At 69.6% G+C, this 22355-nt stretch carries 22 protein-coding genes and 1 pseudogene; 9 read left to right on the plus strand and 14 right to left on the minus strand.

Going from position 1 to position 22355, the window contains the following annotated elements; translation table 11 throughout:
- Nucleotides 1–93 (plus strand): annotated as a pseudogene (locus tag ACFVS6_RS14825) (fasciclin domain-containing protein); the annotation flags it as partial.
- 104 nt (nucleotides 94–197) lie between these two features.
- Here ACFVS6_RS14825 and ACFVS6_RS14830 read toward each other — a convergent pair.
- On the minus strand, nucleotides 198–920 hold the full coding sequence (locus ACFVS6_RS14830) for a TetR/AcrR family transcriptional regulator (RefSeq protein WP_389703874.1): 723 nt from the start codon (nucleotides 918–920) through the stop codon (nucleotides 198–200).
- A gap of 163 nt (nucleotides 921–1083) precedes the next feature.
- Here ACFVS6_RS14830 and ACFVS6_RS14835 point away from each other — a divergent pair, with 163 nt between their 5' ends.
- Entirely contained in the window at nucleotides 1084–2820 is a 1737-nt protein-coding gene (locus ACFVS6_RS14835) for an amidase (protein WP_389703875.1), read from the plus strand.
- A 164-nt stretch (nucleotides 2821–2984) separates the two neighbouring features.
- Here ACFVS6_RS14835 and ACFVS6_RS14840 read toward each other — a convergent pair whose 3' ends face one another.
- Entirely contained in the window at nucleotides 2985–3353 is a 369-nt protein-coding gene (locus ACFVS6_RS14840) for a VOC family protein (RefSeq protein WP_389703877.1), read from the minus strand.
- Nucleotides 3354–3642: 289 nt separating this feature from the next.
- Complete coding sequence (locus ACFVS6_RS14845; protein ID WP_389703878.1) at nucleotides 3643–5253, minus strand: ATP-binding protein; 1611 nt, start codon at nucleotides 5251–5253, stop codon at nucleotides 3643–3645.
- Nucleotides 5254–5372: 119 nt separating this feature from the next.
- Here ACFVS6_RS14845 and ACFVS6_RS14850 point away from each other — a divergent pair, with 119 nt between their 5' ends.
- A complete protein-coding gene (locus tag ACFVS6_RS14850; RefSeq protein WP_389703880.1) occupies nucleotides 5373–6149 on the plus strand; it encodes a response regulator in 777 nt (258 codons plus the stop codon).
- A gap of 446 nt (nucleotides 6150–6595) precedes the next feature.
- Here ACFVS6_RS14850 and ACFVS6_RS14855 read toward each other — a convergent pair whose 3' ends face one another.
- Nucleotides 6596–6799, minus strand: coding sequence for an EF-hand domain-containing protein (locus tag ACFVS6_RS14855; protein WP_389703882.1), 204 nt, complete (start codon nucleotides 6797–6799; stop codon nucleotides 6596–6598).
- 459 nt (nucleotides 6800–7258) lie between these two features.
- Entirely contained in the window at nucleotides 7259–7714 is a 456-nt protein-coding gene (locus tag ACFVS6_RS14860) for a DUF3592 domain-containing protein (protein ID WP_389703883.1), read from the minus strand.
- A 274-nt stretch (nucleotides 7715–7988) separates the two neighbouring features.
- Here ACFVS6_RS14860 and ACFVS6_RS14865 point away from each other — a divergent pair, with 274 nt between their 5' ends.
- Both ACFVS6_RS14865 and ACFVS6_RS14870 read left to right on the plus strand, forming a co-directional pair.
- Entirely contained in the window at nucleotides 7989–9560 is a 1572-nt protein-coding gene (locus tag ACFVS6_RS14865; RefSeq protein WP_389703885.1) for an alpha/beta hydrolase, read from the plus strand.
- A 587-nt stretch (nucleotides 9561–10147) separates the two neighbouring features.
- On the plus strand, nucleotides 10148–10291 hold the full coding sequence (locus tag ACFVS6_RS14870; RefSeq protein ID WP_389703887.1) for a hypothetical protein: 144 nt from the start codon (nucleotides 10148–10150) through the stop codon (nucleotides 10289–10291).
- 121 nt (nucleotides 10292–10412) lie between these two features.
- On the opposite strand, the gene ACFVS6_RS14875 is transcribed toward ACFVS6_RS14870, so the two are convergent.
- The 7 genes from ACFVS6_RS14875 to ACFVS6_RS14905 form a co-directional block, all read right to left on the minus strand.
- Nucleotides 10413–10679 carry a hypothetical protein gene (locus ACFVS6_RS14875; protein WP_389703889.1) on the minus strand — a complete coding sequence of 89 codons (267 nt, stop codon included), beginning with the start codon at nucleotides 10677–10679 and terminating at the stop codon, nucleotides 10413–10415.
- A gap of 108 nt (nucleotides 10680–10787) precedes the next feature.
- The gene (locus tag ACFVS6_RS14880; RefSeq protein WP_389703891.1) at nucleotides 10788–10976 is read right to left on the minus strand and encodes a hypothetical protein; all 189 of its coding nucleotides are present in this window, start codon (nucleotides 10974–10976) and stop codon (nucleotides 10788–10790) included.
- A 5-nt stretch (nucleotides 10977–10981) separates the two neighbouring features.
- Entirely contained in the window at nucleotides 10982–11557 is a 576-nt protein-coding gene (locus tag ACFVS6_RS14885; RefSeq protein WP_389703893.1) for a DUF5994 family protein, read from the minus strand.
- Between the two features lie 386 nt (nucleotides 11558–11943).
- Entirely contained in the window at nucleotides 11944–13449 is a 1506-nt protein-coding gene (locus ACFVS6_RS14890; RefSeq protein WP_389703895.1) for a SpoIIE family protein phosphatase, read from the minus strand.
- A 256-nt stretch (nucleotides 13450–13705) separates the two neighbouring features.
- Entirely contained in the window at nucleotides 13706–14218 is a 513-nt protein-coding gene (locus ACFVS6_RS14895; protein ID WP_389704193.1) for a hypothetical protein, read from the minus strand.
- Between the two features lie 568 nt (nucleotides 14219–14786).
- Nucleotides 14787–16250: an MFS transporter gene (locus ACFVS6_RS14900; RefSeq protein WP_389703897.1), complete on the minus strand. Its 1464-nt coding sequence runs from the start codon at nucleotides 16248–16250 to the stop codon at nucleotides 14787–14789.
- A 376-nt stretch (nucleotides 16251–16626) separates the two neighbouring features.
- Nucleotides 16627–17568, minus strand: a complete 942-nt coding sequence (locus tag ACFVS6_RS14905; RefSeq protein WP_389703899.1) for an alpha/beta hydrolase — start codon at nucleotides 17566–17568, stop codon at nucleotides 16627–16629.
- Nucleotides 17569–17677: 109 nt separating this feature from the next.
- On the opposite strand from ACFVS6_RS14905, the gene ACFVS6_RS14910 reads away from it, so the two are divergent.
- Nucleotides 17678–18313, plus strand: a complete 636-nt coding sequence (locus ACFVS6_RS14910) for a TetR/AcrR family transcriptional regulator (RefSeq protein WP_389703901.1) — start codon at nucleotides 17678–17680, stop codon at nucleotides 18311–18313.
- Between the two features lie 342 nt (nucleotides 18314–18655).
- Complete coding sequence (locus tag ACFVS6_RS14915) at nucleotides 18656–19648, plus strand: DUF4344 domain-containing metallopeptidase (RefSeq protein ID WP_389703902.1); 993 nt, start codon at nucleotides 18656–18658, stop codon at nucleotides 19646–19648.
- Between the two features lie 120 nt (nucleotides 19649–19768).
- Here the strand turns inward: ACFVS6_RS14915 and ACFVS6_RS14920 are convergent, their stop codons facing one another.
- Together ACFVS6_RS14920 and soxR are read right to left on the minus strand one after the other, a co-directional pair.
- Nucleotides 19769–20293: a VOC family protein gene (locus ACFVS6_RS14920; protein WP_389703904.1), complete on the minus strand. Its 525-nt coding sequence runs from the start codon at nucleotides 20291–20293 to the stop codon at nucleotides 19769–19771.
- Nucleotides 20294–20662: 369 nt separating this feature from the next.
- Nucleotides 20663–21127, minus strand: a complete 465-nt coding sequence (gene soxR / locus ACFVS6_RS14925; protein ID WP_389703906.1) for a redox-sensitive transcriptional activator SoxR — start codon at nucleotides 21125–21127, stop codon at nucleotides 20663–20665.
- A gap of 94 nt (nucleotides 21128–21221) precedes the next feature.
- Here soxR and fdxA point away from each other — a divergent pair, with 94 nt between their 5' ends.
- The gene (gene fdxA, locus ACFVS6_RS14930; protein ID WP_389703908.1) at nucleotides 21222–21578 is read left to right on the plus strand and encodes a ferredoxin; all 357 of its coding nucleotides are present in this window, start codon (nucleotides 21222–21224) and stop codon (nucleotides 21576–21578) included.
- Nucleotides 21579–21904: 326 nt separating this feature from the next.
- The gene (locus ACFVS6_RS14935; protein WP_389703910.1) at nucleotides 21905–22315 is read left to right on the plus strand and encodes a RidA family protein; all 411 of its coding nucleotides are present in this window, start codon (nucleotides 21905–21907) and stop codon (nucleotides 22313–22315) included.
- Nucleotides 22316–22355 lie beyond the last annotated feature (40 nt).

Consider the following 22355-nt stretch of genomic DNA (forward strand, 5'->3'; position numbering starts at 1 on the left):
AAGGTCAACGACACCTCGAACGTGGTCTGCGGCAACGTGAAGACCGCCAACGCCAACGTCTACATCGTCGACACCGTCCTCATGCCCAAGTAGCCACCGAAACGACACTGACGGAATCGTGTGGGCCGGACCTCTCCTGAGGTTCGGCCCACGGCCGTGTACCCACTTGCGCCCGCCAGGCCTCGTCGGGCGCGGTGTCATGCCTCAGCGGGTGGACGCAGTTCGCGTTCGAGGGCGGAGAGGGCGAAGGTGTGCGCGGAGGTGTGCTGCCAGCGGGACCGTCCGAACATCACGTCCTCGGAGAGACCGCTCAGCATGGCCACGGCCCGGATGGTGAACTCGGGAAGGTCGACGTCGGCGAACTGGCCCACGTCCCGACCCTCGCGAAGGATGGCTTCCAGCCGTTCGTCCCAGCCGTCCAGGAGCGCGGTGAGGATGTGGCGTCCCTCGGCGTCGTGGCGCTGGGCCAGCACCTGCGTCCACAGCGCGTAGCGTTCGTCGCCCTGGTGGCGGGGCAGGTAGTGGCGGACGAACACATCGAGCTTCTCGGCCGGGGACGCCGCCCGGTCGGCGGCCTCCTGGAATCGGGCCCAGAGGTCCGCCTGGCTCCAGGCGAGGACTTCGAGCAGGAGCCGGTCCTTCTTACCGAAGTGGTAGAGGATGTGCCCGGTGCTCATACCGGCCCGCTCGGCGATGTCCGACATCCGCATGCCGGCGGTTCCCTTCTCCGCGATGACGCTGATGGCGGCCCTCATCGCGCGCCCGCGCGCCTCGTCCCCACTGCGCTGACGCTTCCTGTCGGCCGTGAGTCGGGCGGCGGGCCGGGAAACGGCCTCCGCCTCGACATCCGCCGACCCGACCCCGTCGCGCGGTGGGATGAGGCGCTCGGGCAGCGCGGGCCCGGTCTGCGACGTAGCCATGAGCTCACTTTCGGTTACGGAAATCCAGGCTCCAAGTCTACTTCCGAGAATCTAGATTCCTAGTCTAGACTGAAAATCTAGTTAGCGTGGAGCGCGTGCCGTTTGTGCGAGCGGTGCGCCCCCAGCCGCCGCCTGTGCGAGCAACCCTCAGGGAGAGACCTTCATGACGCGCGGATTCGATGTTGTGGAAACCTGTATCGCCGACCTGCGCACGGCGCTGGAAGAAGGGCGGACCACCGCGGTCGCGCTGCTCGACGCCTACCTCGCGCGGATCGACACGTACGACCGGCCCGGCACGGCCACCGCCCTCAACGCGATGGTCGTGATGAACCCCGACGCCCACACGGAGGCGCGGGCCTCCGACGCGCGCCGGGCGCGCGGCGAGACGCTCGGCCCGCTGGACGGCATCCCCTACACCGCCAAGGACAGCTACCTCGCCAAGGGACTGACGGCCGCCGCCGGCTCGCCGGCGTTCGAGCACCTCGTCGCCCAGCACGACGCCTTCGCCATCGAGCGGCTGCGGGCGGGCGGAGCAGTTCTCATCGGACTGACCAACATGCCGCCCATGGCGAACGGCGGCATGCAGCGCGGCGTCTACGGCCGTGCGGAGAGCCCGTACAGCGCCGACTGGCTCACCAGCGCCTACGGCTCCGGCTCCTCCAACGGGTCCGGCACCGCGACGGCGGCGTCGTTCGGCGCGTTCGGCCTCGGCGAGGAAACCTGGTCCTCCGGCCGGGCACCCGCCTCCAACAACGCGCTGTGCGCCTACACACCCAGCCGCGGCGTCATTTCGGTCCGCGGCAACTGGCCGCTCGTCCCGACCATGGACGTCGTCGTCCCGCACACCCGCACCATGGCCGACCTCCTCGAACTCCTCGACGTGATCGTCGCCGACGACCCGCACACCCGCGGCGACCTGTGGCGCGCACAGCCGTGGGTGACGCTGCCCTCCCCCTCGCAGGTACGGCCCGCCTCGTATCCGGCCCTCGCACCCGTCGACGCCCCGGCCGCCCACGAGGCGCTCGCCGGCAAGCGCGTCGGGGTACCCAGGATGTACATCAACGCCGACCCCGACGCCGGAACGAACCCCGCCGGGGGCATCGGCGGTCAGACCGGACAGCCGGTCGACACCCGCCCCTCGGTCATCGCCCTGTGGGAAGCCGCACGCCGCGACCTGCAGGCCGCCGGCGCCGAGGTCGTGGAGGTCGACTTCCCCGTCGTGTCGAACTACGAGTCCGACCGGCCCGGCGCACCCTCACTGCTCACCCGCGGGCTGGTCGGCCGCGACTACCTCACCTTCGAGATCGAAGACCTCTCCGCCTGGGCCTGGGACGACTTCCTGCGCGCCAACGGCGACCCGGCGCTTCCCACCCTGGCGAATGTCGACGGCGACCGCATCTGGCCCAAGCAGGAAAGCGAACTGCCGGACCGCTACGAGGGCTTCGACGACACCATCGGTGACTACCCGCGCATCGTGCGCGAACGCCCGTACGAGTCCCTCACCGACATGCCGTACCTCCAGCAGGGGCTGCGGGGCCTTGAGGAAACCCGTCGGGTCGACCTGGAGGTGTGGATGGACGCACTGGGTCTGCATGCGGTGGTGTTCCCCGCGGTCGCCGACGTGGGGCCCGCCGACATGGACGTCTCCCCGGCGTCCGCCGACCTCGGCTGGCGCAACGGCGTCTGGGTCGCCAACGGCAACCTGGTCCCCCGCCACCTCGGCATCCCGACCGTGACCGTGCCCATGGGCACGATGACGGACACCGGCATGCCCGTCGGGCTGACCTTCGCCGGCCGCGCCTACGACGACAACACCCTCCTCACCCTCGCGGCGGCATTCGAGAAGACCGGCACCAGGCGCACGGAACCCGCGCGCACACCGCGCCTGCCCGCACAGTGACCCGCCACGGAACACCGGCAACACCCAACAGCCGCTGACGGAAGCGGCGGCCCGGCAAGGAGCCCCGCCGCCGCACCGTCGGGACCGCCGCGGCCGGCGACGCCCACCTGACGGCCGGCTCCCGGGTCAGGGATCTCCGGTACGCCGGCCGTCGATCGAACCGGCTATTCGGGCCGGTGACACACCGCTTCCACGTTGTTGCCATCCGGATCCCTGACGAACGCCCCGTAGTAGGCGAGGTGATACTCCGGCCACGCCCTCGGTTCGTGGAGAACCTCCGCGCCCGCCGCGACCGCCGCTTCGAAGAACGCGCGCACCTGGGCCCGGTCGGCCGCAGCGAACGCGACATGAAGCTCGCGCACCGCCCCCTGCGTAGTCACCGGGCCGATCCAAAATCGCGGCTGGGTGGCACCCCAGCCGATCACCTGGCCGAATTCCATCAGCCGCTTGCCACCGAGCGGTGCGAGGACACGGTCGTAGAAGGAAGCTGAGGCCGCCGGGTCCGCCGCCTGGAGCGAAATGTGATCGAGCATGCTCAGATCGTGGCACACCCGACCGCATGGCAAGGGCAGTTGCCGCCCGCGCGCACCGGTGCCTTTCGGCTGTCCCGGACCTCCACTCGCGCACCCGCAGGTTCTGGGTGGGCCGGCGCGCCTCGGCGAAGTCGGTCCCCTTGGTGAACTCGAACCGCAGGCCCGTGTCGTGGAGGAGTTTCTTCGACGAGCAGGGCGTCGCCGTCTTCGTCCTCCGCGAGGAGGTCGCGGCAATGCGGCTCTTCGATGCGGTACAGCGGCTCTTGACGGACGGGGTCGGGCGTCGCGGTCATCGCTGGGGCTCTGCGCCGGCGCGGGTCGCCTCGGGCATCGTGGGGGGCACGGCCCCCTGCGTCGCCGGCTCGGAGGCGAGGGTGAACGTGATACGGGTGCCGTCCCGGTGGTCGGGGTCGACTGCGATCTTCCCGCCATGGAATTCGACGATCTTCTTGCACATGGCGAGGCCGATTCCGCTGCCGGAGTACGCGTCCTTGGTGTGGAGCCGCTGGAAGATCACGAAGACCTTGTCGGCATACTCGGGGTCGATGCCGATGCCGTTGTCGGTGACCGTGAACCGCCACAGGTCACCTTCCCGAGCCGCAGTGACATGGATCCGCGGGGCCTGGTCCGGGCGGCGGAACTTGACGGCGTTGCCGATCAGGTTCTGCCAGAGCATGCCCATCTGGGTGGGGTCGGCCGCGATGATCGGCAGTGGGTCCGAGGTGACGCTCGCCCCCGACTCCTCGATGCTCACCTCCAGGGACGAGAGGGACCGCGCGAACACCTTGTCCAACTCGACCTGCTGGAGCTGCTGGTGGACCCGGCCGACGCGGGAGAAGTCCAGGAGGTCGTTGATGAGGGTCTGCATCCGGTTGGCGCCGTCGACGGCGTAGTCGATGTACTGATCGGCCTTTGCGTCGAGCTGCCCCCCGTACCGTCGTCGGAGCAACTGGGTGAAGCTGGAGACCTTGCGCAGTGGTTCCTGGAGGTCGTGGGAGGCGACGTACGCGAACTGCTCCAGTTCGGCGTTGGAGCGCTGCAGGTCGGCGGCCTGGGCGTCGAGGCGCTGCCTGGCCTCCTCGGTGAATGCCAGTTCCCGCACGAGGCGTCGGCGCATGAAGTCGATCTCACCACTGAGATGCCGGAGGTCGGCGGGGCCGGTCGAGGTGATGGGGTGGTCGAAGTCGCCGCCGGCGATGGTCCGTGCGTCCGTCCCGAGCTGTTCCAGCGGGGTGGTGATGCCGCGGCGCAGCCCCTCGAAGACGAGGACGGCGAGGAGGACGATGACTGCGGCGATCGTCACGAACACCCAGTTGCGCAAGGTCATCATGGCCAACAGGTCTTCCCTGGCCTGGGCCCGGTCGGTGCGCAACCGGTCCTGCTGGGCGGTCATGGCCGCGCGCAGCGGGTCGAACGTCGTCTTGCCTTCCGCGGCCAGCTCCGAGGCCAGCGCGGAAGGCTGTCCCGCCGGTGAGGCGGCGATCGGCCGGGCGACCCGTTCCTGCCATACCGCGACCGCGTCCTGCACGGCTTTCAGGTCCGCGAGACCGGCACGGTCGCCGCGCAGCAGTTCCTGGAGCCGGGTGGTGAACTCCTTCTCCTCGGCGAGCCCCTTCTGATAGGGCTCCAGGAACTCGGTCGTGCCGGTGAGGCCGTAGCCGCGGATGCCGGTCTCCTGATTGAGGAGGGCCGATTCCAGGCGGAAGGAGGTGGTCAGTGCGGGAGACCGGGTGTCCACGAGCTCCTCGCTCAGGGAGGCGGTGCGCCCGAGCACCCAGGCCCCGGTCATGCCCAGCAGGGCCAGGATCACCAAGGCGGCGGACACGCCGACGCGCAGCCAGCGCCGGGTCGTCCAGTTGGCGAACCTTCGTGCGCGCGAACGTCCTTGATCGCCGGTCATCGTATGCACCCCTCCGAAGTAGAAGCCGTCCTCGTCGGGGGAGTGCGGCCCGCACACTCTAGAGGGCCGACGACAACTTGTGTTGTCCAGGGCCGGCCCGGGGGTCTACAGTGCCCGGTATGCCAGGCAACGATTTCGTATTGCGGACCGGTCCGCAGGAGACCGCCGCGGCCGCGGACGCGGCGGTCGGCAGCATCGCCCGGCGCCTCGCCCTCGACCTGCTGGAAAGCCCCGCCCATCCGGCCCCGGATGATCCGGCGCGGGCCCTGGCCGTGCTGCACCTGCTGGATCACCTCCGGCAGGCAACGGAACGGCTGCAGCGGGAGGCCGCGCAAGCGGCCGCCCGCGCGGGGGCCGGCTACCCACAGCTGGGCGCCGCCTGCGGCATGACCCGGCAAGGTGCTCGCCGGCGCTGGCCGGGACTTTTCAACCACACCGACGAAGCACCCACTCCCACGGAGCATCCGATGATGACCACCCCCGCCCGGCCGTTCGACGTACTCCTCGTCGAGGACGACATGGCCGATGCCCTGCTCATCGAGGAAGCCCTGTCCGAACGCGGAGCCCGCAACCTGGTCCAGGTCACCGACGGGATCGCCGCGCTGGAGCACCTGCGCACCCCGGGCAGCATCCGCCCCGACCTCATCGTCCTCGACCTCAACATGCCGCGCATGAACGGCCGCGAACTGCTCCGCGTCCTGAAGGCGGACGAGAACCTCCAGACCATCCCCGTGGTGGTCCTCACCACCTCCTCCGCCCCCGACGACGTCGCCGGCGCCTACAGCAGCCACGCCAACGCCTACGTGACCAAGCCCGTCAACCTGGACGAGTTCGAGCAGGCCGTGCAGAGCATCGACGCCTTCTACCTCGACACCGCGGCCCGCCCCCGCCCCTGATACAGCCCGGGATCACCCCGGGCCACGACAGGCCACCAGTATCGACGTACAGCCGTCGCCGGACTGGGTCCGGGCCGCCGGAGGACAGGCGAACCGGTCCTGGGCTCGGGGTGACTGCCCCTGCGCGCGACGGCGCGTTGCGACCTGGGGGTGGTGAGGGTGAGCGTGCGTCAGGAACCGGGCCGTCGGGCGCACGACGCCCACGTGATCCCGACGGGCTCGCGCGGCGTCGGTACTCAGCCGGTGGGGGTCGCCGGTCCCTTCTCAGGTCGCGCCTGCATCCCGGTCCGCGACGGACAGGATGCCGGCGAACCCGGTGTTCGGGAACGAATCTTCGCCGGCATCCTGCGCTACGGGCGCCGGCGCCCTCAGCATGGCGGGCAGGCATTCCCACGGGCGACTGGCCCAGGCTCCCCTGAGGCTCGCCCAGGCTGTCAGGCCCGCCGCTACTTCAGCAGGGTGCTGAACTCTTCGAAGTCGAGGACGCCGTCGTGGTTCGCGTCGGCCACCATGGCCTTCTTGACCTCTTCGGAGAGGTGTCCCTGGGCTCCCTCGGCCTTGAACCTCTCCGCCAGTTCGACGATGCTGATCCGCCCGTCACCGTCCGTGTCCATCTCGGCGAACAGCGTCCTGAGCTCGGCCTCGTTCATGGCATACCCCTTCTCACGTTCACGGGCCCCGAAGGGCCGCCTGCCCCACCACCCTGCCACACCATCAACGTCAGTTCGGCGGGCAGGCCTTGGACCTACCGCCACGCTCCGTCCGTAGTGGGCAACCCTGCCTCGCAGGTGCCTTGCCCAGGCACTTTGCCTTGCCCAGCCGCCAACTCCCTGAGTCGAGGGGTGCGCAGTCGGCACGACGTGGGTGCTCCCGTGGTGGGGGGGGCGGCAAGCCAGGGTCCGAAGGCGGTGAACGGCAGGGGGAAACGACTCAGGGGCTCCACTTCAAGGCTGGAGGGCCTCCGCGCCATCGTTACCGGGATCTTCGGTGTGCCGGACGCGGGATCCGTCTGTCCTGGACTTCACTGACTTCACTTACCTCTGGATCGTGCCCGGGTGCCACCATGACGGCGATCGCGTCGGCTCAAGCCCCAACCAGGGCAAGGCCCCTTACGACAGGCCTCCTATGGCGAACCCCAGCCCCAACGCGACGAACAGCGCGCCCAGTACGGTGAACAGCCACCAGAAGGCGGTGCCCTCGGCCGGGAGGATCCAGCGTGACGGGTCCGCCTCGTCGTAGCGGACCTCGACGCGAGCACCGACGCGAAGGGTCCGGTCCTTGGGCCGAGCGATGTTCGTCCTGGTTTCCATTGCGCGGCCGTCGCCCGTGCTCCACGCGATGACCGGGTAGTACACGGTGGTTCCGACGCTCCGGCTGGTGCCACCGCTATCCGAGGCCGGCGCGATCCGGGTCTCCTCGAGACGGGTCACCACGCCCCGCGCGGTACTGCCCTCCCTCAGCAGGAACCGGACGCGTCGGATCTTGAGGGAGGCGACGACCCCGACGACCGATCCCGCGACGGTGAAGATCGATGCGAAGAGCAAGAGGGTTTGGGGAGTGGACACAGGGCTGCCTCGATTCTGGAGCCGAAGAACTCCTGACAGCATGCCAGTGCGGGCGATCTCCCCCTGCGGCAGGGCGTGCGGCCGGTAGGGCCCCCAGCGCGGCCCCGCAGACGGTCTCCTCCCGAAGGAGGAGACCGGACCGGGCCGCAGGTCCCGGGCCAGGGGGTGGACGGGACCGGGGTCCTCGTGCCCTTGGGTGATGTGCCGTACAGGGGCGGGTTCCTAGCCTCGGGGCATGCGATCACACCAAGCGGACGATGCTCAAGAAGGCCGATTGGCCACTGTCAGCCCCACCGCACGCCGAGCCTTGGCCGTGGGCCTCACTCTCGCCGCCTGCCTCACGTCCTCCCCCGTACTGGCCACGGCCGCCGAGACCCCCGCCCAGGGCAGCCCCGGGGACGGACTGGATCGGTACTACCGTCAGCACCTCGGCTGGGGCAGCTGCACCAAGGGCCCCGACGACACCACGGGCCGTGATCTGGACCAGGCGGGCGTGCAATGCGCTGACGTCACCGTGCCCCTGGACTACGCCGACCCCAGGGGGCGCACGATCACCATGGCGATCTCCCGGCTCAAGGCCACCGACTCCCGCAACCGCATCGGCGCGATCCTCCTCAACAACGGCGGTCCGGGCGGTCCCGGACTCCAGTCCCCGCCGCAGGCCCGCGCGTCGATGAAGGAGGTCGGCGCGCGCTACGACATCGTCGGCTTCGACCCGCGCTTCATCGGACGCAGTACCGCGCTGGACTGCGGCTTGCCCGTGGGCATGACCTGGCTGTCCGCCGGCGCCGGCCGGGCGGGCTTCGACCGCCAGGTCACCCTGCAGAAGAGCCTGGCCGACAAGTGCCGGGCCACCGACGCCGCGGTGCTCCCCCACATCACCACGCGCAACACGGCCCGCGACATGGACGTCATCCGCGGCACGCTCGGCGAGCGGAGGATTTCCTTCCTGGGCTACTCGTACGGCACCTACCTGGGCACGGTCTACACGCAGATGTTCCCCGGCCGACACGACCGGATGGTGCTGGACGGGGCGATCGACCCGAGCGACTACCGCCCCCGGCTGTTGAAGGGCACCGAGCACGCGAACGAGAAGGCGCTGTCCGACTGGGCCGCCTGGGCGGCGGAGCACCACGACACCTACGGCCTCGGTCGCAGCCGTGCCGAGGTGCTCGCCGCCGTCGACCGCGTCGTCGCGGCGGCCGCGCGCGGGCCGCTGACCATCGGCGCCGGCGCCGATGCCTTCCGGATCGACGACAGCCAAGTGCCACTGCTCCTCTTCTCGGGCATCGCGGACGACACCGCCCCGGCGCGGGCATCGTTCGGCGAGCTGGTCTCCGTACTGGCCGAAGCCGCGGAGGGCCAGCCGACGGCGGTGCCGCCGATGCTCGTCCCGGAGCTCCGCTACGTGCTGCGCGGTGAGGGCGAGCCCACCGGCGCGCAGTCCGCCGTCATCTGCGGGGACGTGGCCGCGCCGCGCGATCCCGAGCTCTACTGGCGGGACATCGAGCGCAATCGCAGCGCGCACCCGTTGTTCGGCGCTCTGACCAACAACATCAACCCGTGCGCCTTCTGGGACTCGCCGCGCGAAGAACCCACCCGGGTGCGGCGTGATGCCCCTGCACTGATCGTCGCCGCCACCGGTGACCCGCGTACGACGTACAAGGGAAGCGTCGAGCTGCGCAAGCAGCTGCCGAGCTCCAGGCTGGTCACCCTGGAGGGCGCCAACCGGCACGCCCTCTTCGGGCGCTACGGCAACGCGTGCGTGGACGACCAGGTCAACCGGTACCTGGCCACCGGCAAGCTGCCGGCGAGGGACCGGACCTGCGTCAAGGAGGCGGGGTAGCGACCCACGATCCGCGGTTCGCCTTCCGCGCGCGCGGGCCGGCAGCACGATCCAGCAGGTCACCGCAGACGCTGACGGCCCGTGCGCATCGCACGTGCGGCCCGTCGCCATATCGAGGAGGCGCCTACCGGGCTCCGCTGCCGGGGGTGCCGTCCCGCCCGAGCGTGGCCCGCGGGCTCTCGTGAAAGGCCGGGCGCGAATCCGACTCAGGCACGGGACGGCATTCCCGTGTACGACGTTGCGGGCATCGACCCGCCGGCGGCCGGCTCCGGAGGTCACGACGTCGGCGAACGGCGGCACAAGCGGCCGGGCCTTGGGCCATGACGGGGGCGTCGCCCGGCGCGTTGCCCTGCGCGTGCTCCCTCACCTCCGGGACGGTCCGGAGCTCGATGACGTAGGCCGTGCCACCCGTAGTCAGGCCGACTGATCGAAGCCTGCCCCTCCCCTTCCGCTTTGCGACGGTCACTGCCGACCGGGCGGCCACGACCACCGATCCCGCGCCTGGGACCGGTAGGGGTTCACCATCCAATCCGTTGGCACGTGGGCCACGAATCATCGATGCGAGAGAGTTTCCTGAGGTGAGTGCGATGACCGACGAAGAGTTCGAGCGGCTCATGTCCCAAGCGCGGGCCGAAGCGCGCCGAATAGTGTTCTCGGCCCCGGCATCGGACGACGACGCGGAATACGCCTTCCATACGCAGCACGCGGAGTTCGGTGCACCCGCACACTGAGTAGCGAGGCTGTCGCCCTGGACCACCCGGCCCTCGCGCTCCCTGCTCGGTGAACCATCAGCTCCTGGCATCCCCCAGGCGTCGGAACGGCCGGACCCGCGAGCACGGAGGGCCCTTCCGGTCAGACCTCGTCGGAGTGGGCACCGGCGCCGACCGGGGTAGGTCCGGCGGCCGGCCGGGATCGGTCGGGGCCTGCAGGCGTGGCCGTGTCCACGGTGAGGTGGAGGCGGGTGCCACCGTCGGGGCCGGGATAGCTGCGCTGTTCCGCTCCGGCAAAGCAGTGGCGCAGCGCCTGCGCTACCGCTCGGGCGGCTTCGGGCGTCCGCGCGATGATCCGGACCTCGGCGTGCCCGAGCGACGACGAGGGCTGGGTCTGGATGTGGTTCACGTGAGCGGGTTCCCTTTCGGAGTGGGAGGGGAGACGACGGGGCCGGACGCTGTGGCGCCCCGTCCGTTGCCCCTGGTCGGAGGTAGGTCCGTCCGTTGGATGCCTAGGTCACCGGATGGTGTTCGTGCGGTGGGTTTCGCTACCGGTGTCGTGCGGCAGGCCGGGAGGTCTCGGCAGGGGGTCGCTGAAGCGGTAGGCCTCGATCCGTGCGTCGTGCTGGGCGTTGAGGAGGTGGATCAGGCGCATGCCGATGCCGATCACGAGGATGATCACGGCGATGAGGACGAGGGTCTCCACTGAGCTCAACTCCATTCGATCCCGGGCAGCGACGGGCTTCTTCGCTCCATCGGAATCCCGATGGGGGACATGCAGGCCCCGCCCTCGCCCTCCCAGCCGGCTTCCTGGCGCTGGGCATCGCGGACACCGCGTCCGATGGCGGCTTCGTTGGCCATGAGGACGCCTGCGGTCAGGACGCTCCCCGGGACCGCGGCGGCGGACATCAGCCGGGCCGCGGCAGTGGGCTCGGTCTCGGGCGGTATGACGAGGAGGTCCCAGCGTCCGACGCGGTAGGACAGCAGGATCAGTTTGTCGGGGTCCTGTTCGGTGAACCAGCCCACGTGCAGCGTGCGCCCGTCGACGGCGACGGTGTGCGGTACGACGGGCCAGCGGCTGGGGTTCACGGTGACGCGCGTGACGCGGCCCCAGGATTCCTCCAGGGCGGCGGCGAGCGCTGGAAGCTCAGCTACGAGGTCACGGGAGCGGGGCCACCAGGCCCCGTCCAGCCGACCGGCGAGCATGGTTTTCGGGGTGAGGGACAAGCGTGCCGGGAGCTCTGTGGCGAGGTCGCGGGGCGCGGTCCGGTCAACGGTGGTGGTCATGATGCGGACCTGCCCCCGGGCTGCCCGTCAGCAGCCCGGTCTTTAGGCGATCGCCGGAAACGACACCCGCGTGAAAGCCGGTGTGCGAAGTGCTTCCGGTCATTTCACTGTACGCCCGCTCGACGGGCTTTGGACGGTATGACGAGTACCATCCGGCGTTCCTGCCTGCATCCGGGTGGGGCGTATCCGGAGTCCTCCGCTGTCGTGCGTGGCCGACGCGCTCCTCGTCTCTCCCGCTGCCCAGCTGATCGCGGTGGCGCGGCACCCGGACCACTGCTGCGGCACGAAAACCTCGCCGCCCGGGACCTGCGCTCACCGGGCTCAGGCTTCCGCATCCCGCTCATGTCCACCCGGCCACTCCCCCGGTCAGCGGCGGCGATACTCCTTCAACCAGTCGGTCCCGCCGTCGGCGTGGCCCGGGCGATCAGTAGGGCCACGTCGTCGTGGTCTCCCGGGTGGCGCAAGGTTTGCAGAAGTTGATCGCAAGTGGCGTCCAATGAACGGTGTGGGTCGTTGAGGGCGGTGAGGAGGACCGCAAGGCGGGCGTCGATCGGCTCGTCGCGGGTCTCGACCAGACCGTCTGTGTAGAGGACCAGCTGTTCGCCGGCTCCGAAGGCGAGGCTGCTGGAGTGGAAGGCAACGCCGCAACCGCCCAGCGGCGCGCCGGTGGGCAGGTCGAGGAACTCGCGGCTGCCGTCCGGGTGGGAGAGAACCGGAGGCAGGTGCCCGGCGAGGGCAAGGTGAATCTGCGCGGTTCGGGGGTCATAGACCGCGAAAACACAGGTCGCGATGGTGTCCAGGCCCTCGGTGACGTGGTCGAGGTGATGCAGGACCTGCGCAGGGTCGAGATCGAGATCGGCCAGTGTTCGGGTGGCGGTGCGCAGCTGGCCCATGGTGGCTGCGGCTGCGACTCCGCTCCCCATGACGTCGCCGACGACGAGAGCGGTCCTGTCGCCGCTGAGGGGGATCACGTCGAACCAGTCGCCGCCGATCTCCATGGTGGCCTGGGCGGGCCGGTAGCGTGTGGCGACCTCCAGGCCCGGACGCCACGGTGGTGTGTGCGGCAGCAGGCTGTGCTGGAGGGTGAGGGCGGTGTGGCGTTGTTCTTCGACCGCGCGGTGACGCTCGGTGACATCCACGCTGGAGGTGGCCACGCCCAGCACATTTCCGTTCGGGGCTTCCAGTCGGTAGAACGAGATCGACCAGGCATGGTCGTGATCCGGGTCGGCAGGAGTACGGCCGACGGTGTACTGATCCACGATGGGAATGCCCGTGGCCAGGACTTCGCGCATCGCCGCTTCGAAGGACGCGTCCACGGCGGGCAGCACCTCATGGACGTACCGCCCGATGTGCTCGGCGGCCGGCACCCCGTTGAGTCGCTCCTCCGCGGGATTGACCGAGACGTAGCGCAGGTCGGTGTCCAGTACGCCCAGTCCGATCGGCGACTGGGCCACCAGCCGAGCGGATAGGGCCAGGTCGCGTTCGACCTGCCGTACCGTCGCCTGGTCCGCGGCCAGTCCCAGGGCGTAGTAATCCTCCTGGGAGTCCAGCAGCCGCATGTTGCGGAACTCGACCATGCGCGTGCTGCCGTCCTTGTGCCGGATGGGGAAAGTGCCGACCCAGTTGCCCCTGCCCTCCATGACCTGCGCGAACATGTCCAGGACGAGCGCCAGGTGCTCTTCATGGATCAGCAGGCGGCCCGCGAATTCGCCGAGCGCCTCTTCGGCGGTGTAACCGAACAGGTCCTCGGCCTGCGGGCTCCACAGGTCGATGCGGCCTTCGGCATCGAGGAGAACGGCCGCCACACCCAGCACATCGAGCAGGCCGCCCGCCCCGGACTCGGCGGTCCGCACCCGGTCGGTATCGCCGCGCAGTGGCTCGGTGGCATCCATGCTCCGGACTCCTTCCGGCCTCCTACGGCCGCAGCCTCCTGCGAGGCCGGGCCGTGGACCGGCTCCTGCGTTCGTTCCCATCCCATCGTCCCCCTCCACCGGCCGTACGTGCGCGCCATGCTGTTGAGGGGCATGTCGAGGTCACCCACGCTCGCGTCGCCGCTTGTACCGCCTGCCCGACAGGTTCCCCGGGGCACAGCGACGGCGCGCCCGGCCCGGACCACGGCCGCCGTGACCGCGCCGCTGCCCGTCGCATTCAACGGTTCAACGGGTACCGGACGTATTCAGGCGGGGCCGCACCGACCTCGATGCGGTTCTCATCGAGACCATTGACGATCCGCAGACGGCCTCCGCCGAAGACGAACTCCACAGCCACCGATCCGGCCGCCAGGTCGGCGGCTGCCGGGCACCATTCGAGCAGCGCGACCTCGTACAGCTCTTGGCCGACGAACGGCTCGATGAGCTCATGACGGCTTGACCACCGGGGCGTGAGCTCGAACCACTCCCATCCGGTGACGGCCACCGTGGTGTCGATCGTGTCCCAGCCGATCGAGAGTTCGTCGAACTTCGAGTGGCACACCTCCAGCTGCACGTCGTCGAAGTCCAGCAGCACCGGGCAGTCGGCATACCAGTCATCGTCCTCGGCGAAGCGCACCAGCGCGAACCGCGTGAGTCTGCGGCCGGCAAGCTCCGCCAGCCGTGGCCCGTGCGCGTGCCGAACCAGTTCGGTGCCGACCAGAAACGACGGCTTGAAACCAGAGATCCCCATGTCCACAGGGCCCGAGTCTCCCCGGTTTCAGCCCGATCGGCCAGCACGTGCGGCGGAAGAGCATTCGACCGCTGCCTGTTCCTCGTCGCTGACGGCGCGATCCGGGAGACGTCGGAGACGGTGCGCGCCGAGCGGTGGCCGGCCCGGGCTGGGTGAGCCGTACCCGTACCGCCGCCCGGCCGTCCGTGATGCGCCGACGGGCCGATCCGGCCGGTCGACAGGCGTTCGGAATCTTCGTGATCGGTCAGAACCCAGTGACGGTCTTTCGTGCCGTCCGTGTAGGGCACCAGACCGACGGCAGTGCGCAGATCGAGATCCTGCACCGCGTACGACGACCGGGTGAACCGGGCCGGACCCTCAAGGCGAGAGTGTGCGTTTCGATAGCGGGGCTGCGCCGGCGCCTGCGTCCCGTCGGTGCCGGCTGAACAGGACCGAGGCCTGTCCCGCCGCGTCCGCAGCGACTTGAGCCGGTGGTCCCAACCCGGCTCATCCGCCGCCGGACCCCGGCGGAGCTTGGTCTGTTCCGCTCCGCGGGCCTGCTGATCTCCGACGAGCCGGCGGGCCGCTGTCAGCAGCGGCGGGTCTGGTACGGCACCGGGGTGGGGAGCGGTTCTGTGGGGGTCGGGCATCGGGTCACGGCCACGAGGAACGTCAGGGCGATTCCGCCGGCCACGACGAAGAGCGTGTTGCTGATTCCCTCGGCGGTGGCGATGCGCAACTGTTCGCCCGAGAGGCCGTCGAGATCCGCCGTCGCCACCAGGACGAGGAGGGCGAGTCCCACGGCTGCGCCCGTGCCCGAGCCGGTGGAGGCGATGCCCGAGGCGATGCCTTGCTGTCGGTCGGGGATCGCGGTGGCGGCGGCGATGAACATGGCGGTGAAGACCACCCCGTCGCCGACGCTGAGCACCACGAGGCCGGGGACGAGTTCGGCATACGTGCCGTCGGGCGAAATCGCGAGGCCGAGTGCGACCGCGCCGAGCGCACCGACGGCCAGGGCTCCGGCCAGTGTGCGCCTGAGGCCGAAGCGCGTCACCAGACGGCCCGCGATGGTCGAACCGGCCACCACCACTGCTGTGGGGATGAGGAAGCCGGCGCCGGTCTGCAAGGCGTCGTAGCCCAGCACCTCCTGGAAGTGGATGGACAGGAAGTAGAGCACGGAGCCGAAGGTCGCCATGAACATGAAAGCGATGACCACGCCGGTCACCAGGTTGGGGTTGGAGAGCAGCCGGGGCGGCATGAGCGGGTCGGAGCTACGCCGCTCGATGACGACGAAGGCTCCGATCAGCAGGAGACCTGCTGTCGCGCTCCCCAGGATGCCCGGCGAGAACCAGCCCCATCCAGGACCCTGGACGAGGGCGAACACGATGAGGGTGACGCCGAGGGAAATGCTGAGTGCGCCGGGCAGGTCGAACTTGCGTCCCTTCTCGCGTTCGCCGTCCCGAGGGATCACCACGAAGGCGAGCAGCAATGCGGGGCCGGCCAGCGCGACGTTGACGAAGAAGACCGCTTCCCAGCCGAAGGCCTGCGTCAGGAGGCCGCCGAGAAGTACACCGATGACGAGTCCCGCCGCGCCCGCCCCTCCCCAGATCCCCAATGCGCGGTTGCGGGAGCGGCCTTCGGCAAACGTGGTGTTGATGAGGGCCAGGGTGGTGGGGAAGACGAGGGCGCCGCCGAGGCCTTGGACCGCGCGGGCGACGAGCAGTGTTCCGGGGCCCGTCGCGAGTCCTCCCACGAATGCCGCCCCGGCGTAGAGCGCGAGGCCGGCGACAAGGACGCGGCGGCGGCCGAGCAGGTCCGCGGCACGTCCGCCGAGCAGGAGGAACCCGGCCGAGGCCACGGCGTAGGCGCTGATGACCGACTGGAGCGTCCGGGCGGAGTAGCCGAGGTCGCGCGCGATGTCGGGTAGCGCCACGACCACGATGTACTGGTCGAGCGAGACGATCAGCATGGCGAACGACAGGAGCACCAGCGTCGCCGTCCCAGGACTACGACCGGGTTCGCCCGGCACGGACGGATTCTCCACGGGGGCCATGGCAGCACTCCTGACGGCCGGTCCAGTCTGCGCCGGTTCCGAGTTTCCCTGCCGGTCTTCGGCCCGTGCGCAGGCCCAGGCGCAGGCGCAGGCCCAGGCGGGAAAAGACTAGGGGCCCTCAGCATGTCGACCTGCGGGGCACGCCGGCTCCGGGTGATTTCGATTGCCACCTCGCGCTTCTCCCTCCACGTCGGCTCCAGCTCCTGGCGCGGCGGGACCGCGAAGCGCCGGCGCCGACCGGACGGTGCGGCCGGACCCGATCGGCCAGGCGTCACCGAACAAGCTGAAATCAACGCCGTCGGGTGAGGACTTGGGCCATGGCCAGGGTCTTCGGCGGCCTGTCCCTGGTCGTCTCACAAGTGGCGGGCTCAGTGGGTCAGTCGTTGAACGCCGCGGCCACGGCATCTCCGAGCTGGTTCAAGACGTCCCGTGAGAGCTGCACCGACCCGGTGAACGAGAAGAAGGCGTGGGTGGCACCCTTGATCGGAAGGTGTATGACCGGCACGTCGGCGTCGGCGAGCTTCCGCGCGTACCGGTCGCCCTGGTCCCGCAGCGGATCGTGTTCGGCGGTGACGATGACGGCGGGAGGAAGCCCGGCCGGCTCGTCGGAGCGCGCCGGCGAGACGCGCGGGTCGGCGCCTTCGTCGGGAGTGTTGAGGTAGAGGCCCCAGAACCACTCGAGCCAGCTGCGGCTGAGCAGCGGGCCGGCCATGTTCTCGTACATGGAGGGGCTGTCGTCGAACCGGTCGACCGCCGGGTACGCCAGTACCTGCAGTGCGATCCGAGGTCCCCCGCGCCGCTGGGCTTCCTGCACGAGGACCGCGGCGAGGTTGCCGCCGGCGCTCTCGCCGAACACCGCGATGTTGTTCCCGTCCCCGCCGAAACTTTCGGCGTTGGCCGCCACCCATGTCAGGGCGGCGTACGCGTCTTCGATCGCCGCCGGGAAGCGGTGTTCGGGCGCGAGCCGGTAGTCGACGGAGACCACGATCGTGCCGGAGCGGTTGGCCGTGATGCGGGCGATGTGGTCCTGGCTGTCCAGGTCTCCGAGTACCCATCCGCCGCCGTGGAAGAAGACCGTCACGGGCAGCGGCCCGGAGCGCCGGACGGTGGCGGGGGCGTAGATGCGGACGGGGACTTCGAGGCCTTCGGCGGTGGCCACCGCGTCGTGCACGCTGCCGACCGGTTCGACGTCGCCCGCGAGGGTGGCGAGGCTGCTCGCGAGGTCGCGGTTCTCCTGGACCGTTCGACTCTCCGGCGCCGGTTCGCCTCCTGCGGCCAACTTTGCGAGCAGGACATCGATTTGGGGGTCGAGGGACATGATGAGGACCTTCCTGGAGCGGCCGGGACGACACGGATTGGAATGACTGCTCCAAGTTCTACAAGTCGCAGGATTGGAATGGCAATTCCAATGCCGGTACGGTGCAGGTATGAACTCGCCAGCGGACGTCAAAGGGCCTGAGGGGCGCCGACTCACCAAGCCCGGCCGGAAGACCCGTGACCGCATCATCGAGGCCGCCGCGGAACTGATGTTCCACCGCGGCGTCGGGGGTACGAGCATCCCGGACGTCCAGTCGGCCGCCGGGGTCAGCGCGTCGCAGATCTACCACTACTTCGGTGACAAACAGGGCTTGGTCCTGGCCGTCGTTGATTTTCAGACGGACACCAAACTCGACCAGCAGCGCCCCCTGCTGGACAACCTGGACAGCATCGACGCGCTGCGGGCCTGGTGCGCCGGCGCGGCGGACCGGCAGGACGCCATGGGGTGGGTGGGCGGCTGCGAGATCGGCTCGCTCGCCAGCGAACTCGCCGAGACCAACCCCTCGGCCCGCACCGATCTCGCCGCGTCCTTCGACCGGTGGGAAGGACCCATCAGGTCGGGGCTGGCCCGCATGCGGGATCGCGGCGAGCTGAGCGAGGGCGCCGACGTCACCGCACTGGCCACCGCCCTGCTGGCCGCCGTCCAGGGGGGCATGCTGCTGTCCCAGGTCCGCCGGTCGAGCACCGCATACCGACATGCCGTGTCGGCGGTGATCGACCACATCGAGAGCTACGTCCCTCGGTAACCGCTCGGGCCCCGCCGCTGCTCTCGACCCCCGGACCGCCGAGGCGACGGGCCATCCGTCCCCGGCGCCCACTGAGTCGTTCCGACAAGGAATCGCCCCGTGGATCCGTGGCCCCACCGCGCTCCGGTGGTCTGCGCCATGGGCACCTCGGGGGGGGCGGCGTGATGGCAGTCGCCCTGCTCGCACGATGTATCGCTCGTCGCAACGGCGCCCACCTGTCCGGGCGGCCTCCCGAAGGTCGCCCGCACGGCGAACGGTCCCCCGTACGGGCGGCTCGACGGGCACCCGACTGCGGGCGGCCGGAGGATCAGTGCGGGGAAACTCGACGGGAGCCAAACACGGATGCCGAACACCACCGGTCGCTCGAAGAGGGCGCGCATCGTCCTGTCCGCTGCGCTGCTCCTCGCCGGGGTCGTCTCGACCGGGTGCGGCGGCGAGGTCCACGACGCCGGGCAGGGGCCCGGAGCAGGGCCCCGCCCCGAGGTGGCGCGCTCCGGCAAAGTCACCGTCGTCTACGAGCCCCGAACGGTCGAACCGGAGGACCGTGAGGCCGTGGCACTGATCCGGAACTCCCGCGTACTGGAGCGTACGGCCGACTGGGTGAACAGATCACTCACCCTGCCGCACGACCTGGTCGTGCGGGTCACCGCCGCCGTGCCACCCGGCGTCACCGACGCCGTCACCCAGCCCGACGGGAGGACGATCTTCGTCCCGCCGCCGTTCCTGACCGAGATCGAGAAGGCCCTCGCCGACGTCGTGAAGACCGTCGAGCGGCCTGCCCCGTTCCCTGCGTCCGAGTACAACACCGACGGCCTGACCATTTTGTCGACCGAGTTCATCTTCGGCCACGAGATGGGCCATGCCCTGCAGCGCCAGCTCCTCCTGGCCAACCTCGGTCTCGAAGAGGACGCGGCGGACGGCTTCGCGTCCTTCTACACCGTCAACGAGGTCGGGCCGGGCCCGTCGCTGGCCGCCGCGATCCTCTTCGACGAGATCGCACGCAAGGAAGGCACGCCGACCCTGGAGGGCATGTCGAGCGACCACCCCGTCACCCAGCAGAGGGCGTTCAACTTCCTGTGCTACCTGGAGGGCAGCGATCCGGAGAAGTACCAGCGGTCCCTGGTCGACAGCGGGTATCTCCCGAAGACCCGCGCCCCCCTCTGCCCGCAGGCGTGGGCAATGCTGGACTACGGCTGGTGGACCCAGCTCCAACCCCACTTCAGCGAGGGGTTCAGGGCCCGGGGTGCCGAGGAGCAGAAGAAGGCTCACGGGCAGCTGATCGCGGAGACACAGGCTCTGGCGCAGCACATCGACGAGATCCGCACCGGTCAGTGACGTGAAAAACGCGGACCCCGTCGGTCTCGTACGTGTAGGAGTGCGGCTGGGTTCCGGGGACCATCGCGGGATCGGCGCCGAGGCGGTGTCCAAAGCTCCACACCACGAGCCCGGAGAGGCTCAGTGGGTCGGGCGCCGTGGGGCGCTCGCCACCCCTGATTCCCGGCCGCTCAGTGTGGCGTCCAGCGTCTCCTGGGCCATGCGCATCGCCTCGGCGTACTTCGGCTCGGACATGCGCTCCCATGCGCGGTCCGGTTCGACGTCCTCGACCCGGCTCACCACCCACCAGAAGTTGCCGAACGGATCCCGCACGCGGCCGCCACGATCCCCCCACGCGCTGTCAGCGACCTCGGTGATCACCTGCGCCCCGTGCGCAACAGCAGCGGCCATGGCGGCGTCCGCGTCCGGGACGTAGACCCGCAACAGCGAGGGCATCACCGGCCAGTCGGGCCGTCGGTCGAAGGCCAGCACCACCGTGTCGCCGACACGGATCTCACCATGACCGATGGAGCCGTCCTCGACCGGAACCCGTGCGATCTCCTCGCCACCGAACGCGGCAGTGATGAAGTCGAGCAGCGCACCGGTGTCATCGGTGACGAGCCACGGTGCAACGCTGGTGTACCCCTCGGGCGCGGTGTGCCTCATCAGCCTCGTCCTCTCATACGGTCCCTCACGATGCGACCACCCTAGGACCCGATCAGGACAACTTCGGACCTGGATCGGGCGCGAGAGCAGCACCATCCTCATCGGCTCTCAGGCCGTGGTCCTCCCGCGAATCCCGTGCCGAGGCGGCAAAGGCCCACTGATCGTCTCCGGGTACCGAACTGCGGGTTCGCGCGCTCCGCCATGGCGGTGCATGCACGGACGCCCGTACCACTCGCGGAGCCTCCGTTGCAGCGCTACCCGGACAACCGCCACTGTCCGAGCCGTCGTCGCCCCGAAACCCGCCGACTGATCAGGATGGAAATGGCTCCGTGCAGTGAACGCGCGAACTCTCCGGTGCGACGCGCCGTCTCACAGCCGTCGGGGGCCGACCCCGTCCCCGGCGAGCGTGTCTCCCGGATTCAGCAGAGCGCACGCCCTCATCGAGAGACATCCGCATCCGATGCATCCGGTGAGCTCGGCCTCAAGCCGCTCGATGGTCTTGCGACGCTCCTCCAGTCGACGCTTCCAGCTCCGCGAGGCACGCTGCCACTCCTGGTGACTCGGCGGACGGTCGAGCGGTACGTCAGCGAACGCCTCTCGAAGGTCCTGCAACGGGATGCCGATCCGTTTGGCCACCGAGACCAACGCGACACGACGCAGCATGTGCCGAGGGTAGCGACGCTGGTTGCGATCGTCGCGTTCGGACGCGATCAGGCCGAGCTCTTCGTAGAACCGCAGGGCGGAGACGGCCGCCCCGGTGCGGGCGCTCACCTCGCCGATGCTCAGCCAGTCGTCCGGGGTGGCCCGGACGGCGCCGGAACGATTGCTCGTCATGAAAGGCCTCCTGTTGACCTCAAGGCTACTTGAGGCCATACGGTCGGCTGCGTTGGAACGGCAAGCAGGAACCACCTGAGAGGACGGCAGTTCGATGACGTTTGTGATCGCTTTGCCCTGTGTGGATGTCAAGGACAAGGCATGCATCGATGAGTGCCCCCTCGACTGCATATACGAGGGTGAGCGCATGCTCTACATCCAGCCGGACGAGTGCATCGACTGCGGAGCTTGCGAGCCGGTGTGCCCGGTCGAGGCGATCTTCTTCGAGGAGGACACGCCTCAGGAGTGGCAGCACTTCAACACCGTCAACGCCGAGTTCTTCTCCGATCTCGGCGCCCCTGGCAGCAGCGCGAAGCTCGGTCCGATCGAACGGGACCATCCGATCGTGGCAGCGCTCCCGACTCCGGGGGCCGCCGTCCCTCCGGTCCTCGCGATCCCGCCCAATGCTTGAACGGCCGTGGGCCTCCCGCCCGTGAAAGGACGGCTCACCTCCTACCAGGACGTGCTTGCCCATCCGAACGCAGACTTGGGATCCACCACGTGCCAAGGCCATCGGACGGACACATGACGGGTTCCGACTCCGGCGGCGATCTCGACCGGACCGGTCCAGCTCACGAACCAAGCCTCTCCCCACCTCCTGCCCAGGACCGCGGCGGGCTTGCCCATGCCCTCGGTGGGAGGTTTGGGGTGGTCCTTGGCCTTTGAGGTGCCGCCGGTGCTGCTCGGTGGAACGAATTGTGATGCGAACCGGCAGCGGGGCCGGTCAAACTCTCAGGCATGACTGCGAAGATCACGCGTATCAACCCCGAGCAGCTGCACGAGACGCCCGGCTATCACCACATCACCGTGGTGGAGAGCGGTCGTACGGCCTACCTTGCGGGGCAGTGCCCTCTCGATCGGAGTGGCTCCCTGGTCGGTGCCGGATCGCTCGAGCCGCAAGTCGACCAGGTTGTCGCGAACGCGCTCGCTGCCCTGGCTTCGGTTGGTGCCGAGCCGAATCACGTGGTGCGCTCGGTGATCTACGTGCGGAGCGACGACAGGGACGATCTGGGCGCCGCTTGGCGGCGGCTCACCGACTCGGCTCTCGGGCCGGCGTTCACCACCGCCAGCACGCTGTTGGGTGTTGCGCAACTCGGCTTCACGGGGCAGCTCATCGAAGTGGACCTCACCGTGGCGCTGCCCGACTGATCCTCGTCGCCTCCACGTATCGAAACCAGGGCGTGTTTTG

Origin of the sequence: Streptomyces sp. NPDC057939, assembly GCF_042887545.1 — a bacterium.
Taxonomy (GTDB): domain Bacteria; phylum Actinomycetota; class Actinomycetes; order Streptomycetales; family Streptomycetaceae; genus Streptomyces.

Bases quoted from the DNA above. Each gene is read 5' to 3' on its own strand.
- ACFVS6_RS14855 (WP_389703882.1), bottom strand. From the start codon at position 6,799: ATGAACGAGGCCGAGCTCAGGACGCTGTTCGCCGAGATGGACACGGAC.
- ACFVS6_RS14900 (WP_389703897.1), bottom strand. From the start codon at position 16,250: ATGGCCCCCGTGGAGAATCCGTCCGTGCCGGGCGAACCCGGTCGTAGT.
- ACFVS6_RS14835 (WP_389703875.1), top strand. From the start codon at position 1,084: ATGACGCGCGGATTCGATGTTGTGGAAACCTGTATCGCCGACCTGCGC.
- ACFVS6_RS14845 (WP_389703878.1), bottom strand. From the start codon at position 5,253: ATGACCGGCGATCAAGGACGTTCGCGCGCACGAAGGTTCGCCAACTGG.
- fdxA (WP_389703908.1), top strand. From the start codon at position 21,222: ATGACGTTTGTGATCGCTTTGCCCTGTGTGGATGTCAAGGACAAGGCA.
- ACFVS6_RS14850 (WP_389703880.1), top strand. From the start codon at position 5,373: ATGCCAGGCAACGATTTCGTATTGCGGACCGGTCCGCAGGAGACCGCC.
- ACFVS6_RS14830 (WP_389703874.1), bottom strand. From the start codon at position 920: ATGGCTACGTCGCAGACCGGGCCCGCGCTGCCCGAGCGCCTCATCCCA.
- ACFVS6_RS14885 (WP_389703893.1), bottom strand. From the start codon at position 11,557: ATGACCACCACCGTTGACCGGACCGCGCCCCGCGACCTCGCCACAGAG.
- ACFVS6_RS14905 (WP_389703899.1), bottom strand. From the start codon at position 17,568: ATGTCCCTCGACCCCCAAATCGATGTCCTGCTCGCAAAGTTGGCCGCA.
- soxR (WP_389703906.1), bottom strand. From the start codon at position 21,127: ATGACGAGCAATCGTTCCGGCGCCGTCCGGGCCACCCCGGACGACTGG.
- ACFVS6_RS14840 (WP_389703877.1), bottom strand. From the start codon at position 3,353: ATGCTCGATCACATTTCGCTCCAGGCGGCGGACCCGGCGGCCTCAGCT.
- ACFVS6_RS14935 (WP_389703910.1), top strand. From the start codon at position 21,905: ATGACTGCGAAGATCACGCGTATCAACCCCGAGCAGCTGCACGAGACG.
- ACFVS6_RS14890 (WP_389703895.1), bottom strand. From the start codon at position 13,449: ATGGATGCCACCGAGCCACTGCGCGGCGATACCGACCGGGTGCGGACC.
- ACFVS6_RS14895 (WP_389704193.1), bottom strand. From the start codon at position 14,218: ATGGGGATCTCTGGTTTCAAGCCGTCGTTTCTGGTCGGCACCGAACTG.
- ACFVS6_RS14870 (WP_389703887.1), top strand. From the start codon at position 10,148: ATGACCGACGAAGAGTTCGAGCGGCTCATGTCCCAAGCGCGGGCCGAA.
- ACFVS6_RS14920 (WP_389703904.1), bottom strand. From the start codon at position 20,293: ATGAGGCACACCGCGCCCGAGGGGTACACCAGCGTTGCACCGTGGCTC.
- ACFVS6_RS14910 (WP_389703901.1), top strand. From the start codon at position 17,678: ATGAACTCGCCAGCGGACGTCAAAGGGCCTGAGGGGCGCCGACTCACC.
- ACFVS6_RS14915 (WP_389703902.1), top strand. From the start codon at position 18,656: ATGCCGAACACCACCGGTCGCTCGAAGAGGGCGCGCATCGTCCTGTCC.